Here is a 13,563-nt window from a genome sequence, read left to right as displayed (position 1 = left end):
CGGACTAGATTGCGCCTAATTCTTTTGCGAGGCGCTGTGCAAGGGCGGGGTTCACATTCCACTGCGCAAGCATTTCTTTATATCTAGCAATATCTACGGGCTCTGGTTTTGCGCCAGTTTTTGTAGCGCGGATCATTAGGTTTCTAGGCGTGTGCTCTCCCCCAACAAATTCAATAGCATCTACTCGATATCCAAGTAACTTTAAAATCTGAGTTCGAAATGAATCAGTAAGTAAATCTCCAAGGCGCTCTCGCATAATTCCATGGCGAGTAAGCATTGGCCATGGCTCAGGGATATCTTGTATCTGTACCTGTAAATCGTGATGACAACACGGTGCAATTAATAGAAGCTGCACGCCATGCTGGACGCCCCATGCAATTGCATCATCTGTGGCGGTGTCGCAGGCATGTAACGCGATTGCAATATCTGCAGATTCAATTTTCGTCTCAGAAATCTCTTCAGCGCGAAATTCTATGGAATCCGTTATTCCTAGTTTTTTTGCAATTGCGTTGTTTCTATCTCGCGAATTCTCGCGAACATCAATACCTATGACGTGCGCATCAATGCCTGACTTGCGTAAGTACTGATGCGTTGCAAAGGTTAAATACGCATGACCACAACCGAGGTCAACAATAGAAAGTTTCTCTTTTTTCTCAGGTAAAGCCGGTTCAAGAATTCTTAGAAACTCTTCAACCTGACGATACTTATCTTGCATCGAGGGCTTTATAGATCCTTTGTGATCAGATATTCCCACTTCGATTAAGAACGGATCACTGGCATCTAGCAATCTCTCTTTTGTTCTGTCATGGCTTACAGAGCGTTCAAAGACTCCTTTGGCTTCATGAATCAGAGCTTCTCCTTTTTTGGTGATTCGCAATGAATAAGAACCTGTTGTGAATTCAACTAAGACATTTGCATAGCCACTATTGAGTAATTCAAGGATCTTGTCAGCATCGATGCCAATGTTTTTAGTTGTATCTTGCTTTTCCTCGCTCAAGATAAGTTGTAATCTCAAGCCGTCTTTAAGTTGAACTGGGCGAATATCGATACGTTCGTACTCTGTCTGCATATTTCTGCGACGCCCTGAGAGCACTGCACGAACAAAATTATTCTGATCGCTAATTAATTCTGTGGCTTTAGCGAATGCGAGCTCGAGCGACATTGCTCAAGTGTAATGCTTATTTAATTGGTAGTTGTATGTAAATTGCGAGTCCACCGAGAGCGCTTTTCGATAAAGAAATGCTTCCTGAGTGTTCCTTAACAATTGCAGCAATGATGCTTAACCCAAGTCCACTGCCACCGGAATCGCGTGAACGAGAGCGATCAAAACGCTCAAACTCATAACTTGCTTTGTTATAAGCATCATCGGGTAGACCCGGACCTCCATCTTCAATACGTAACTGGACTTCTTTACCCTTGCTTTTGAGTTGCACGCTAACTGGTGCAATCGATGGAGTATGGCGTCTTATATTTGAAAAAATGTTTTGAATCATGCGATCTATATGATCTCCAGAAGCTTTAATCTGGAGCCCCGGTTCTATGAAATTTTCGATCGTGCGATCTGGTGAAAGTATTTCAAAGTCGCGAAGGTGAGTGCGAAGTTCTGAAGAAATGTCATATGACTCGAAATCAAGGTGGGTTGCTTCATTGAGTTCTGCACTGAGCAGCAAGTCGTTTATGAGCGATTCCATTCGCTTTACTTCGTGATCTACTCGGGCAAATGCCTTTTCTTGATCTTGCTTTGTCTCAATTTTGTGCGCACCTAGTAACTCTGAATACCCTTTTATGACAGTCAGCGGAGTTCTTAACTCATGGGCCGCGTCACTGAGAAATCTTTGCATGCGAAGTAATGATTGTTGCTCAAGCTTTCGAGAATTGTTACGCAAGAGTAAGAAAGAAAGAGCGATCGCAAGTGAATTGGCAAAGAAGAGGAATACTAAGAGTCGAGCGATATTTTCGCGCCAATCACTTTCCAAGTCCGCAGTTGAAATGGCAACAACTAGGAATTCTTCTTCTGGAAGAGGGATCGAACGCATTCGATAAGGATTTTTAGAGTTAATAGAAATAGCTCGAATGACCGAAGATGTAATGTTTTTAATCGATGTATCCACATCAAATCGCTGTGACGCCTCAGTTAATGAAATCGGTTCACCCCGTGGAGTCACAAGAACAATCGATGCGTCAATTCTTCCGGCATCGAGTGCGAACAAAGCAGCGTTTAATAAATCACTTTGATTTTGCAGTGCCGTTTGAATGACAAAATTTAGTCGTGAATCAACTTGGCGAATTGCAGCATTATGGGAATCTTGCAGAGCAAATCCACCGATTCCAAGGGATACCAATGTCGTGATGAGGAGAGAAAAAAAGGCAACCCGGAATCTTTGATTCATCAGCTACTTTGGTTCCAATATTTGAAATCCAACTCCTCGGATTGTCTTAATGCCATCGAATCCATCGCGATGTAGTTTCTTGCGCAAATATGAGATGTAGGTATCGACAACGCTGGTTTCAGATTCAAAAGTTATGCCCCATACATCATCTAAGAGGACCGATTTAGATAGAACGCGACCTTTGTTCTCGAGCAAAATGGCCAGTAATCGAAACTCTGTTGGCGAAAGTTCAACAACGTCTGCATTAAATGTTACTTGATGAATCTCTTCATTGAGCGTGATTGGACCGCATGAAAGTGTTGTAGCTGTTGCAGATACCTTTGAAGTTCTGCGCAGAATTGCTTTGACGCGAAGTAATAACTCTTCTAGTCCAAAAGGTTTTGTTACATAATCATCGGCGCCCAAGGACAAACCGCGTGTGATGTCTGCTCGATCACTTCTGGCCGAAAGCATAAGCACGGGAGTTAAATCATTTTGAGAGCGCAAGCGCTCGACTAAATCAAAACCATCCATCAATGGCATATTGATATCGATAATCAGCAAGTCCGGCTTAGCGGTTCGTAGTGCAGTGAGAGCTGACATGCCATCACTTGCTTGTAGGGTCTCAAATCCTGCAATGCGTAAGGCATCGCACACTAATTCGCGAACACCTGCTTCATCGTCTACGACCATAATTTGGGGAGCCATGGCTATACCTTTGCACATCAACGCTAATCTGTATCTAACTTTGGGCGTTTTCTCAGCATCTCACAGAAGGTTCACAAAGATTTCTCCTACACTTTTGCCCATGGCAACTAGCGCCGTCCGTATCGGATTAGCAACTCTTATGAGTGCTGCCCTTTGTATTTCCAATCTCAACCCAGCGTTAGCAGAAGATGATCGTTTGAAACCTAAACCTGCGGCTAAATTAGAATTTAAAAACGCTAAAGAGAAATTTAACTTTGAAAAAGATGCTTACAAGGCTGCAATGCAAGCTCGTGAAGAAGCTCGTGAAGAAATAAATGAAATTTTTAAGGCAACAATTAGAAAAGCAACAAATGATGCGAAAATTGCTCTTGCTAACGCAGCAACTGCAGAACAAAAAATGGTTGTTATGAATACTTTGAAAAAAGCTCGAATATCTGCCGTTCTACTTCGAGATGCCGCACTTGCTGCCTTAGGTCCACTTCCTACGCCTCCTATGGAGCGACGAAAAGAATTGAAGCCATAGCCACACCTATTTAAGGAAAGAGAATTGCTTAAATTTGAGGTAATCTCTGCAGACGTTCATAGAAGTATGAAACAACTAGAAGAAAAGGTTAAGTAATTGGAATCTACAACCGTTTGGGTGACAACAATAGGAATCCTTTCACTCGTCATAGCCTTTGACTTGATGATGGCAATTTTGCGCCGCAACAAAGAGACCACAATTACTGAGTCTGCGATCTGGACTGTGATTTATGTCAGCGCCGCAATTGCCTTTGGAATTCTGATGCCAAACTGGGTTGATTCACCTACGGCCCGCCCTGAATTCTTTGCAGGCTGGCTCACTGAATATGCACTCTCTGTAGATAACATCTTTGTCTTTGTAATTATTCTTTCACGTCTAAAGATTGATTCTAAGAAGCAGCAACTAGTACTTCTTCTAGGAATCATCATTGCTTTAGTGTTACGCGGTGGATTTATCGCAGCAGGTGCTGCAATTATTTCTCGCTTCCAAAGTGTGTTTTTCCTCTTCGGAGCTTTCCTTATCTTCACAGCGATTCAGCTCGTGCGCGAAAGTGGTCATGACGAAGAGATAAAAGAGAGCAAAGTCGAAACATACCTAAAGAGCAAAGGTGCGAGTACATTTACCATCGCACTTATTTCCTTAGGTGTGACCGATCTTGTATTCGCACTCGACTCAATCCCTGCAATCTTTGGTATCACTCGAGATCCATACATTGTTGCGACAGCAAATATTTTTGCTCTGATGGGTCTTCGTCAGCTCTACTTCTTGCTCCAAGGACTGATCGCGCGCTTGGTTTATCTATCCTTGGGCTTATCTGCAATTCTCGGATTTATTGGCGTAAAGATGATCTTCGAAGCACTCCATTCAGTGGGAGTACATGATGTTGCAGGAATTGAGATTCCTCACGTTCCACTGGCTGTGAGCTTAGGATTTATTGTTACCGCATTAACAATTACGACAGTTGCCAGCCTTACAGCAACTCGTAAAGATGGAAGCGAAATAGTTTAAAGCGGTAACAAGTAAATTATTGCAGTGCCAACCACTGCATATGCACCCGATTGAATCAGAATGCTGAGTGCAGTTTTTCTATCTGCGGCTCTGCTTGCACTATCTGCAACTTTGGAGAGTTGACCGAGTTTTCCAAAGTTAAATGTGCCCATAAATCCATAGGCTAAGCAAAACTTCTTTCGAGACTGAACCCAACCGATACTTGCAACGGCTAGCGGAATGAAAATTCCTAGACGTGCTCCCCGAGGTGCACTAGTTGAAATAAGTGCGATAAGTGATGAGATAGAAATTGCTAAACCAATAAGTGCAACGATTTGTCGTTGTCGAATTTCGCCTTTACCAATATTGCAAGAACCTGGGATGTATTGCGCGGTACTCACTTACGCGTCTTCAAATTCGTCTTCATCAATCCACGCTTCTGCTGTGGAATCTTCTTGGCGTTCAACCCACGATAAGAAGGATGCAACAGCCTTGAACGCCAAAAGGCCAACAGCGATTGCTGCGGCTAGTCGTCGAATGGCTTTGAACATATGCTAAAAATACTCTTCTTTTTCTACTTTTGCACCATTTAAATATTACGAGTTGGTAAACGCCTGCTCAATATCTCGCCACAAATCCTCAACATTTTCACAGCCAACAGATAAGCGAATAAGGTTTTCAGGGGTCAGCTTGCTCTCGGCTGGCCAACGTCTGCGGCGTTCCCACAAACTTTCGATCCCGCCCAAGCTTGTTGCATGGGTTATTAACTCTGAACTTTCACAGATTCGATCTGCTTTTTCAGGGCCATCCTTAACTTCAAATGAAACGACCGCACCAAAACCGCGCATGAAACTCTTAGCTCGCGCGTGCTGTGAATCTTCGGGTAAGCCGGGGTATCGAACTCTGGAAATAGCTGGGTGCTTACTTAAGCGCTTTGCCAATTCAAGGGCGTTGCGCTGGGCGCATTCAAAGCGCAATGGGAATGTGCGCAGTCCGCGAAGTGCAAGCCATGCCTCATACGGGCCTGGAACGCCACCATGAATTTTTCGTATTTCTTGAAGACGTGAGTGCAGTTCTGGGATCTTTGTTGAAAGCGATCCCATAAGCACATCACTGTGGCCAGCAAAATACTTTGTTACAGAGTGCATAACGATGTCTGCGCCCATTTGCAATGGATTTTGAATCAGTGGAGTTGCAAAAGTGTTATCAACACCAACTCCAACACTTAAATTACGCGCTGCAACTATCAGAGTTGGCATATCGGCAACTTCTAGTCCTGGATTAGTTGGTGATTCAAGCCAGAGAAATGCAGCCCCACTCATTGCAGCAATAACTGCATCAGTATTAGCGATATCTACAAATCGAACTTCTAAGCGACCGCTTTCTTGAAAAGATGTAAGCATCGCCATTGTTCCGCTATATCCCTGATCAGATGCCACAACTGGTGCACCAATTGGTAGCAATGCAAAGACAGCGCTAATTGCAGCATTACCCGATGCGAATGCAAGGGTCTGTCCGCCTTCTAATTCGCTAATCGCACTTTCAAGAGCGCTCCACGTTTCATTTCCTGAGCGACCATAACCAACAGTTCCGCCGGCGTGATATGTAGAACTCAAAGAAATATCTGGATTAAGTGATCCATCTTTTTTAACTGCAGGACGTCCAGCTGAAATCGCTATCGTCTCTGGACTTAACTTGGGATCGCTCATGTGTTAAGCCTAACCCTTTGCAAGCACTGCCATGGCAGCATTATGTCCAGGTATTCCGCTGACTCCGCCTCCGCGTTGCGCACCTGCTCCGCAGATAAGGATTCGTGGATCATCAGTTTCCACACCCCAGATTTGAGAGCTCTCCTCTTCTTTGAATGGAAAAGTTAAATCTCGATGAAAAATATTGCCTCCAGGTAAGCGCACATCTTTTTCAAGGTCTAATGGACTCTTAATTTCAATGCACATTGATCCATCACTATTAAGAGCAAGCACACTTTCGATTGGATCGAGCAAATATGAATTAAGCGCATCCAGGCAGCGCTGGGCTGCAACTTTTTTAGCCGCTTCAGGATCTTTTTCAAACAACTCTGCAGGGGTGTGTAAACCAAAGAGAGTAAGAGTATGAAAACCCTTGTGCGCTAATTCTTCGCTTAAAATACTTGGATCAGTAAGAGTGTGACAATACATTTCTGATGGAGCATGCTTCGGTATCTCACCATTTTTAGCAGTGACATAGGCATCTTCTAACTCTGAATAACTCTCGTTAATATGAAAAGTTCCTGAAAAAGCTCTCGCTGGGTCTGCCCCGGATTTTAAGCGCGGCAATTTTCGAAGCAACATATTAATTTTTAGCTGTGATCCAGATAGCGAGCTTTCACTGTTCTTTCCACGAAGGCGATCTAAGTGTGCTGGCGCAGCATTACTCAAGAGATATTCGGCTGTAAAACTCTCCCCCATCACCGTCTGCACCGTGACTCCATGCGCATCTGTTGAAATCTTTGTTATTTCAGAATTTGTCTTGATGTCAACACCATGGGATCGAACAACTCGCTCTAATTCGTTGACGAGTGCAACCATTCCTCCATGTGGAACTTTCCACTCCCCTGTGCCATTTCCCATGAGGTGATACAAAAAACAAATATTTGCCTGGATCGAATTAGCCGAAACAAATGTTCCAATCAGTGCATCTGTTAACACGACGCCTTGAACTAGATCATCTTTAAAAGTGGAGCCAATAATCTGCGCCATTGGCTTTTCAACCAGATATTCCCACGTTTTATCTTGGGCAATCAATGCTTTCATCTGACTTCTGGTGCGCAGTGGTTCTAGAAAAGTTGGTGCCATTTTTTGTGCGAACTTTTCTACCTCAGAATAGAACTTCTGCCATGCAATACCTTCATCTGAAGAACCAGTGAGTTCGATAAATGACTCTTCGGTTTGCTTATCCCACACTCTAGAAATATGTAAACCTAGATCTCTGCCATCTTTTTTGTAAGGCGTAAAAGAGGAAACTTCTCGTGAAATAGTTTTAAAGTTCAAACCTAAATCTTTAACAATTTGATCTGGCAAAAGTGCTACTAGATATGAATAGCGAGAAAGTAGTGCGTCATATTCTGTAAATGCTCGAACACTTGCCGTTGCTCCACCAATTTCTTGGGCAGCTTCTAGCATGAGAACACTTTTGCCGGCCTTTGCCAGGTAGGCCGCGGCTACTAAACCATTGTGACCTGCGCCCATGACAATGACGTCATATTTCATAATTGAACTGTATTTCTCAATTTACTTTGATTCAAGAATGAGTGAAACAGAGTTAATACACCAACGTTGATCTGTCGGTGTATCAAAACCTTCGCCTTCAAAAACATGTCCAAGATGTGAGTCGCAAGCGGCGCATCGCACTTCAGTTCTGACGCGAGGGGCAAGGGAGCGATCTTCAATAAGTGTGACCGCATCATTTTCAGTTGGTGCATAAAAACTCGGCCACCCGCATCCTGAATGAAACTTTGTTTCACTTCTAAATAATTCAGATTGGCACGCCTTGCACTTATAAACACCCATAGTTTCGGTATCGGTGTACTCGCCTATAAATGGTCGTTCAGTTGCACCCTTTCGCAGTACTTCATATGAAAGTGGGTCTAACTGTGCTTTAAGTGCAGCCTCATCAATTTCAATTTTCTTACTCATGCATTCACGGCAGTCTCTGGAAAATTCACACCTGTGCTTGAGTGGCAGTCATACCCATTTGGGTTCTTCTCTAGATAGCGCTGGTGATACCCCTCAGCTTCAAAATACTCGTGCTCACTCGCTGGCAAAACTTGAGTAACAATTTTGCCAATGGAGTTCGCATCCAGTGCGCTCTGATAAATACTTAGAGATTTTTGGACTTCATCTCTTTGTTCATCTGATGTCGTAAAAATCGCACTTCTGTATTGCGAACCTATGTCATTTCCTTGCCGATCCATCGAGGTTGGATCATGCATCTCCCAGAATTCTTTTAATAACCGTGAATAAGAAATCTTGCTCGGATCAAATGAAACTTTGACCGCCTCTGTATGTCCAGTTCTGCCTGTGCAGACTAATTCATACGATGGATTGGCAATCGTTCCGCCCATGTAACCAACGCTTGTTTGGATAACTCCATCTAAATTCCAGAATCGTTTTTCGGCACCCCAAAAACATCCAGTTGCAAAATATGCGATCTGTGCGCTCATCTCTGAATTCTCGCACCTCGCTTGTGTTCATGCACGCGCTGATAACCTTGCGTATGCGCCCCCGTAGCTCAGGGGATAGAGCACAGCCCTCCGAAGGCTGGTGCGCAGGTTCGATTCCTGCCGGGGGCACGCATAAGCAATCAATCGAGATAGATGGCGACTTAAATCACCTAATTCACAGAAATCTTTTGCCGTACATCCTTGTTTAAGTAATGAATACACGAGATAATTAACGCGTTGCGATGGCATTAATGCCTCGTATTTAGTAATTTTCGAAAATTTCTCATGTGGAAAGGATGGATCTGTCATGGATTGGCGTCATCAATCTGCTTGTCGAGATGAGGATCCAGAGCTCTTCTTTCCTGTTGGAAACACTGGACCAGCAATTACGCAAATTGAAGAAGCAAAAAAAGTTTGTAACCGCTGCATTGTTAAAGAACCTTGCTTGGCTTGGGCGCTAGAAAGTGGTCAAGATGCTGGCGTGTGGGGCGGACTCTCAGAAGATGAACGTCGTGCACTCAAGCGCCGTGCTGCTAGAAATCGCGCCCGTCTGCAAGAGCAGAATCAAATAAATAATCCTGCTTAAAGCGGAAAAGTAAGTTTTGCAACAGTTGAATTTTGTGTTGATTTTAACTCGATAGAACCCTTTAACTCATTTTCTGTCAGGGTTCTTACAATCTGAAGTCCTAAATTAGATGATGTATTAAAGTCAAAATCGCTAGGCAAGCCAACGCCATCATCTGAAACCTCAATAACGCAATCTTTGCTTGATCGGTTGATGGTTATGTGTAACCCAGAGCCTTTTGTAGCCAAACCATGCTCGAGTGCATTATGAATTAACTCTGTGATTACTAAGGCAAGCGGTGTTGCAATACGGGGATCAAGGGATGAAATTTCTCCGGTACGAGTAATTTTTAACTCACTCATTCGGGGGCTTAAATCTAAGGCATGGGTAATAAGTGAATCTAATACTTGATCAAAGGCAACACTTGCCTCTGAGCTAGTTGAAAGCGTTTCGTGAACCAAGGCAATAGATGCAATGCGACGTACTGCTTCATCAAGGGCTGCACTGGCGCTGGGATCTTCAATGCGTCGTGCTTGTAATCGCAGTAGCGCAGATACTGTCTGTAGATTGTTTTTTACTCGATGATGGATCTCTTTAATTGTTACATCCTTAGTCACAATTACACGTTCGCGGCGGCGCAATTCGGTGACATTTTGAATCAAAACAATCGCTCCGATGCGATCTCCCTTTGCCAAGAGTGGCAGCACAATTAAATCAATTGTTCCCCCATCATTTTCACACTCAGCACGTTGTAAATTCTTACCGCTGAGACGACTTCGTAATCCGTGATCATCAGCATCATGATTATTCTTATTTAGTTTTTCACTGATTTCCCCGAGGTTAAAGCCCTCAAGATCGTTATCCCATCCAAGTCTGTTATATGCAGAACGTGCATTCGGGCTTGCAAAAGAAGTAACTCCGTTGACATCTAATCTAATTAATCCATCTCCAACACGTGGTGCGGGATCTAGGTATTCATGAGCACCTGGATATGGGAACGTTGCCTCGCAAACCATGGCATATAACTTGTGTGCAATTTCTCGGTAATTGAGTTCAAGGCGGCTTGGAGTTCGCATTGACTCTGCACTTCTATGTCGAGAAATAACAGCGATTACTTGAGATTCAAATATCACTGGCACTGTTTCAACTTTTATCATTATTTCGCCATCTAATTCTGGCTCTGAATCTCTAATAATTTCACCATGTGAAAGAGCTTGGTCAATCAGTGGTTTCGATCCCCACTCGATTTCATCGCCTATTACATCGTGAGAAAAAATAGTTGCCGCAGTTGTTGGACGGATGTGAGCGACTGCAACGTATCCAGTTGGCCAGCTTTTGAAATCTTTACGCAGCGGAACCCAGAGAACTAAATCCGCAAAAGATAAATCGGCTAATAGTTGCCAATCTGCAACAAGTTCTTGAATTCGATGAATATGTTGGCCGGTAAGCGGTGATCTGCCGTGAACAAGATCTTCCAGGCGAGCCATTACTTGCTACCTACGGATTGTAAATAATCGCCAATCTCCTGCGTTGCATACCACGTTAATTCATCCTCGACTGAGTCATATTCAAAGAGTGCTTCAACGTTTTCCCAGATAATTTCATTAAGTATCTCAATGGTTTCCTCATTATGTTGAAAAACTTCTTTTTCAGCTAATTCAACTGCGATGACAAATCCACCAGATGCCCGGGCTGCAATCATTGAAATTTCATACTCAGCTTCTTCTTCATCTAGCTCTGGGTTAGCAGTGATGAATTTAATGGTTGGAGCATAAATAATTTCAGGTGCGAAGGTTTTTTGAAGATAAAAATCCTTGACTTCATCAATCGTCAAAGGCAGATATGCACGCATGGGCTAAGGGTATAAGAGTTTATGAAATCATTTCACTTGCGATGGCGGCCAACGCTTTTCGCAGAATTCCTCGTTCATTGACCTCGGCAAGAGTGCCCCGAGATTGTGAAGACTCTGCCGTGTTTCGGGCATCGGCAGGTAGAACATATAAATGCTGGGCTTTATGAGTCGTAGCTATTGCTAGAAATGCTTTCTCTTCTTCTTGTCCCTTTCGTCCATTCGAACGCATGTTAAGTATGAAAGTTACTGAAGAAGTGAGTGAGGTTCTATTAAGAATTGATGTAACTTTCTTAAAGCGCACCTGTCCAATTCGATCGGGTCTAGCAATGATCCATAAATCATCAGCATGATCTCCCACCCATGTAATAACCAATGAATCTGCTCGTCTATCCGATAACTGTGAAGACAGATCATTGATTCTTCCAATATCTAGGATTATGAAGTCAAATTCAAGGTTTGCTTTTTCAATAAACGAATCAAATTCGCTAATTCTTTGACGTGTTAATTCTTTCACATAAAGAAAGGGTGATGAGAGCCTCCATAACTCCTCGTCAACGAGATTTCTTTGATCTAAATACACTGCAATATTTGAATCAGCTAAATTCGCATCAATGAGCAAGATTTTCTTTGATTGTAAACTTAATTCATAGGCTAAATTAATAGCTACAGTGCTTGCACCTGTGCATGATCCTGCCGATGAAATTGCAATGACACGTGCTCGCTTTTCGGGTTGAATCAATGGCTTAAGTTTTCTAATCAACGGCGACCTCACATAACCGCGGATAAATGTCGCCAGTTGTGGAGCTGTTGCTGGAATCTCATGCAACGAATCATCGTCGCTACGCACGGTAGTCGATGAAGCGAATCCAATTATTTGTCGAAACCTTAATGAGAGCGTTTGAAATGCTATGGGGTCAAAATCGTTTAAGTCAGGTGAATACAGTAAAAGCGCGGTACTAGCTTGTTCTTGATGGTGAGTAGCGAATTCAACAAGAGATTCAAAATCTACTGCCCTATGAATGACACTCCACCCTTGTGTAAACAAGGTCGCGGCGATGAAACTTTCTTGATCAGGGTTAGAAATTGCGGTGACTATGACGGGCAGTGCAATTTCAGCCATGAGCGCTCACAAGTACCACGCGACCTTGAGATGTTGCACCAAGAAGTAAGAGCACATCTTCAGAGCTCACGGCCACGGTTAAACCAATTTCACTTCCAAAGTTTGAACCACTCTTAGTTATCGCAAGAACATGCGCGCCCACAACAACTAACTCTGGAATTAGTTGCATCTCAGCATTTGTGTCATCTTGAACCCAGTAAATATCAACTGCGACACCTGGACTGAGTCCATCAGGGGCATCGGCTGATCGAATACTGAGTGGAACAGAACTCAATGAAATCGCTTCAGATTGCGATGCGATTGCACTCTTTGAAATCAACTCATGAGCTTCAATTCTAACTTGTGTGAAGGTGCCCACAATTTGTGATGTATCACTTACGTAATTATCTGCGACTTCTCCGAGTGCAACCTGAATCTGAGTGAGGTCGCTTTCAATTATTTGATGTCCAGGTAATAAGAAAGTTGTGGAGACAATCATGTTAGTTTTTTGATTTGCTAGGGAAGAAAATATAAAAGCGCTGATAAGCGAGGCAGCGATGAGGGTGATTGCTAGAACTAAACGTCCGCGTGATGATTTTTTGTAGTTGGCCATAGGAAGGTACTCAACGCTAGAAAAGAATCGCATCCATCAGTACTCCACACTCATACTTTTTGATGAGTTGGCATTCATCTCTTTATCTGTTTCACCCCCTGCACATCTGAGCCAATCTCAGCTTATGACAACCTTAGAGAGCATTTCATTAATCAAACCCGTTACTTATGCGCAAGTTTCTAGTTGTGAAGCCGAAGATTGGCAACACCCGATGTTGGAAATATTTCGACCAATTGTAGAAGAGCATGAAAAACAAAAGGCTCGGCTTTACTTAATTCCTTCAACTTTTGATGATGAATTCGATCCTGATTTCTCACCACAACCAACTTCTGCAAGTGATCTGCCAGAGTTACACGAGTGGACCATGCGCTTTGTTGTCAGTGTTCTTGAGATCTGGGCTGGGCGTCGTTCACCTTCGCAATTAACTCGCATGTGTCATCGAAAAATTTTCACTGAATTACACGCTCGCGCTGGAACATTTAAAGAGGTAGGAAAACTTCGAACAATTCATCAAAGCGAACCCTTAGATGGCATTTGTGAATCTGTGGTGACAGTTAGATTCGGAGAACGTTTGCGCGCGTTATCAGTTCGATTTGAAGGTGTTGATAATCGTTGGCTATGTACTGCTTTGGACTTACTTTAAGAA

The 13,563-nt window shown here is 43.2% G+C and carries 17 protein-coding genes and 1 tRNA gene; 5 read left to right on the top strand and 13 right to left on the bottom strand.

Going from position 1 to position 13,563, the window contains the following annotated elements; translation table 11 throughout:
• Nucleotides 1-4: 4 nt before the first annotated feature.
• From PHILAsVB114_RS01990 to PHILAsVB114_RS01980, 3 genes are read right to left on the bottom strand one after another with little or no spacing between them, the layout of a single operon-like run.
• Complete coding sequence (locus PHILAsVB114_RS01990) at nt 5-1,162, bottom strand: class I SAM-dependent methyltransferase (protein ID WP_095697732.1); 1,158 nt, start codon at nt 1,160-1,162, stop codon at nt 5-7.
• Nucleotides 1,163-1,178: 16 nt separating this feature from the next.
• The gene (locus PHILAsVB114_RS01985; RefSeq protein ID WP_095697731.1) at nt 1,179-2,390 is read right to left on the bottom strand and encodes a sensor histidine kinase; all 1,212 of its coding nucleotides are present in this window, start codon (nt 2,388-2,390) and stop codon (nt 1,179-1,181) included.
• Between the two features lie 3 nt (nt 2,391-2,393).
• Nucleotides 2,394-3,077 (bottom strand): response regulator transcription factor, encoded by a 684-nt coding sequence (locus tag PHILAsVB114_RS01980; protein WP_095697730.1) that lies wholly within the window; start codon nt 3,075-3,077, stop codon nt 2,394-2,396.
• A 100-nt stretch (nt 3,078-3,177) separates the two neighbouring features.
• Here PHILAsVB114_RS01980 and PHILAsVB114_RS01975 point away from each other — a divergent pair, with 100 nt between their 5' ends.
• Both PHILAsVB114_RS01975 and PHILAsVB114_RS01970 read left to right on the top strand, forming a co-directional pair.
• Entirely contained in the window at nt 3,178-3,600 is a 423-nt protein-coding gene (locus PHILAsVB114_RS01975; RefSeq protein ID WP_157906138.1) for a hypothetical protein, read from the top strand.
• 96 nt (nt 3,601-3,696) lie between these two features.
• Nucleotides 3,697-4,608: a TerC family protein gene (locus PHILAsVB114_RS01970; RefSeq protein ID WP_236850901.1), complete on the top strand. Its 912-nt coding sequence runs from the start codon at nt 3,697-3,699 to the stop codon at nt 4,606-4,608.
• On the opposite strand, the gene PHILAsVB114_RS01965 is transcribed toward PHILAsVB114_RS01970, so the two are convergent.
• The 6 genes from PHILAsVB114_RS01965 to msrA are packed head-to-tail and all read right to left on the bottom strand — an operon-like array spanning nt 4,605 to nt 8,788.
• Nucleotides 4,605-4,988, bottom strand: a complete 384-nt coding sequence (locus PHILAsVB114_RS01965) for a hypothetical protein (RefSeq protein WP_095697728.1) — start codon at nt 4,986-4,988, stop codon at nt 4,605-4,607. The genes PHILAsVB114_RS01970 and PHILAsVB114_RS01965 overlap by 4 nt on opposite strands.
• The gene (locus tag PHILAsVB114_RS06975) at nt 4,989-5,138 is read right to left on the bottom strand and encodes a hypothetical protein (RefSeq protein ID WP_204246818.1); all 150 of its coding nucleotides are present in this window, start codon (nt 5,136-5,138) and stop codon (nt 4,989-4,991) included. It lies immediately after the preceding gene.
• A 45-nt stretch (nt 5,139-5,183) separates the two neighbouring features.
• Nucleotides 5,184-6,296, bottom strand: a complete 1,113-nt coding sequence (locus tag PHILAsVB114_RS01960; protein WP_095697727.1) for a trans-sulfuration enzyme family protein — start codon at nt 6,294-6,296, stop codon at nt 5,184-5,186.
• A gap of 9 nt (nt 6,297-6,305) precedes the next feature.
• Nucleotides 6,306-7,835 carry a phytoene desaturase family protein gene (locus PHILAsVB114_RS01955; RefSeq protein ID WP_204246817.1) on the bottom strand — a complete coding sequence of 510 codons (1,530 nt, stop codon included), beginning with the start codon at nt 7,833-7,835 and terminating at the stop codon, nt 6,306-6,308.
• Nucleotides 7,836-7,856: 21 nt separating this feature from the next.
• Complete coding sequence (msrB, locus tag PHILAsVB114_RS01950) at nt 7,857-8,261, bottom strand: peptide-methionine (R)-S-oxide reductase MsrB (RefSeq protein WP_095697725.1); 405 nt, start codon at nt 8,259-8,261, stop codon at nt 7,857-7,859.
• Nucleotides 8,258-8,788, bottom strand: a complete 531-nt coding sequence (gene msrA / locus PHILAsVB114_RS01945) for a peptide-methionine (S)-S-oxide reductase MsrA (protein ID WP_095697724.1) — start codon at nt 8,786-8,788, stop codon at nt 8,258-8,260. Before msrA ends, msrB begins: the two co-directional genes overlap by 4 nt.
• 57 nt (nt 8,789-8,845) lie before the next feature.
• Here msrA and PHILAsVB114_RS01940 point away from each other — a divergent pair.
• Nucleotides 8,846-8,917 (top strand) — tRNA-Arg (locus PHILAsVB114_RS01940).
• Between the two features lie 178 nt (nt 8,918-9,095).
• Nucleotides 9,096-9,374, top strand: a complete 279-nt coding sequence (locus PHILAsVB114_RS01935; RefSeq protein ID WP_095697723.1) for a WhiB family transcriptional regulator — start codon at nt 9,096-9,098, stop codon at nt 9,372-9,374.
• On the opposite strand, the gene PHILAsVB114_RS01930 is transcribed toward PHILAsVB114_RS01935, so the two are convergent.
• The 4 genes from PHILAsVB114_RS01930 to PHILAsVB114_RS01915 are packed head-to-tail and all read right to left on the bottom strand — an operon-like array spanning nt 9,371 to nt 12,917.
• On the bottom strand, nt 9,371-10,840 hold the full coding sequence (locus PHILAsVB114_RS01930; RefSeq protein WP_095697722.1) for a sensor histidine kinase: 1,470 nt from the start codon (nt 10,838-10,840) through the stop codon (nt 9,371-9,373). The genes PHILAsVB114_RS01935 and PHILAsVB114_RS01930 overlap by 4 nt on opposite strands.
• Nucleotides 10,840-11,205: a DUF6912 family protein gene (locus PHILAsVB114_RS01925; RefSeq protein ID WP_095697721.1), complete on the bottom strand. Its 366-nt coding sequence runs from the start codon at nt 11,203-11,205 to the stop codon at nt 10,840-10,842. Before PHILAsVB114_RS01925 ends, PHILAsVB114_RS01930 begins: the two co-directional genes overlap by 1 nt.
• 19 nt (nt 11,206-11,224) lie before the next feature.
• The gene (locus PHILAsVB114_RS01920; protein WP_095697720.1) at nt 11,225-12,325 is read right to left on the bottom strand and encodes a division plane positioning ATPase MipZ; all 1,101 of its coding nucleotides are present in this window, start codon (nt 12,323-12,325) and stop codon (nt 11,225-11,227) included.
• Nucleotides 12,318-12,917, bottom strand: a complete 600-nt coding sequence (locus PHILAsVB114_RS01915; protein ID WP_157906137.1) for a CpaB family protein — start codon at nt 12,915-12,917, stop codon at nt 12,318-12,320. Before PHILAsVB114_RS01915 ends, PHILAsVB114_RS01920 begins: the two co-directional genes overlap by 8 nt.
• A 124-nt stretch (nt 12,918-13,041) precedes the next feature.
• Between PHILAsVB114_RS01915 and PHILAsVB114_RS01910 the strand changes: the two genes are divergently transcribed.
• Nucleotides 13,042-13,560: an Rv3235 family protein gene (locus PHILAsVB114_RS01910; protein WP_095697718.1), complete on the top strand. Its 519-nt coding sequence runs from the start codon at nt 13,042-13,044 to the stop codon at nt 13,558-13,560.
• Nucleotides 13,561-13,563 lie beyond the last annotated feature (3 nt).

The sequence above is a fragment of the Candidatus Planktophila limnetica genome (assembly GCF_002288365.1).
Classification (GTDB): domain Bacteria; phylum Actinomycetota; class Actinomycetes; order Nanopelagicales; family Nanopelagicaceae; genus Planktophila; species Planktophila limnetica.
This window is presented reverse-complemented; position numbering and strand designations above follow the sequence as displayed.

Excerpts from the sequence above, each read along its gene's own strand:
- PHILAsVB114_RS01990 (WP_095697732.1), bottom strand. The coding sequence starts at position 1,162 with ATGTCGCTCGAGCTCGCATTCGCTAAAGCCACAGAATTAATTAGCGAT.
- PHILAsVB114_RS01985 (WP_095697731.1), bottom strand. The coding sequence starts at position 2,390 with ATGAATCAAAGATTCCGGGTTGCCTTTTTTTCTCTCCTCATCACGACA.
- PHILAsVB114_RS01980 (WP_095697730.1), bottom strand. The coding sequence starts at position 3,077 with ATGGCTCCCCAAATTATGGTCGTAGACGATGAAGCAGGTGTTCGCGAA.
- PHILAsVB114_RS01975 (WP_157906138.1), top strand. The coding sequence starts at position 3,178 with ATGGCAACTAGCGCCGTCCGTATCGGATTAGCAACTCTTATGAGTGCT.
- PHILAsVB114_RS06975 (WP_204246818.1), bottom strand. The coding sequence starts at position 5,138 with ATGTTCAAAGCCATTCGACGACTAGCCGCAGCAATCGCTGTTGGCCTT.
- PHILAsVB114_RS01960 (WP_095697727.1), bottom strand. The coding sequence starts at position 6,296 with ATGAGCGATCCCAAGTTAAGTCCAGAGACGATAGCGATTTCAGCTGGA.
- PHILAsVB114_RS01955 (WP_204246817.1), bottom strand. The coding sequence starts at position 7,835 with ATGAAATATGACGTCATTGTCATGGGCGCAGGTCACAATGGTTTAGTA.
- msrB (WP_095697725.1), bottom strand. The coding sequence starts at position 8,261 with ATGAGTAAGAAAATTGAAATTGATGAGGCTGCACTTAAAGCACAGTTA.
- msrA (WP_095697724.1), bottom strand. The coding sequence starts at position 8,788 with ATGAGCGCACAGATCGCATATTTTGCAACTGGATGTTTTTGGGGTGCC.
- PHILAsVB114_RS01935 (WP_095697723.1), top strand. The coding sequence starts at position 9,096 with ATGGATTGGCGTCATCAATCTGCTTGTCGAGATGAGGATCCAGAGCTC.
- PHILAsVB114_RS01930 (WP_095697722.1), bottom strand. The coding sequence starts at position 10,840 with ATGGCTCGCCTGGAAGATCTTGTTCACGGCAGATCACCGCTTACCGGC.
- PHILAsVB114_RS01925 (WP_095697721.1), bottom strand. The coding sequence starts at position 11,205 with ATGCGTGCATATCTGCCTTTGACGATTGATGAAGTCAAGGATTTTTAT.
- PHILAsVB114_RS01920 (WP_095697720.1), bottom strand. The coding sequence starts at position 12,325 with ATGGCTGAAATTGCACTGCCCGTCATAGTCACCGCAATTTCTAACCCT.
- PHILAsVB114_RS01915 (WP_157906137.1), bottom strand. The coding sequence starts at position 12,917 with ATGGCCAACTACAAAAAATCATCACGCGGACGTTTAGTTCTAGCAATC.
- PHILAsVB114_RS01910 (WP_095697718.1), top strand. The coding sequence starts at position 13,042 with ATGACAACCTTAGAGAGCATTTCATTAATCAAACCCGTTACTTATGCG.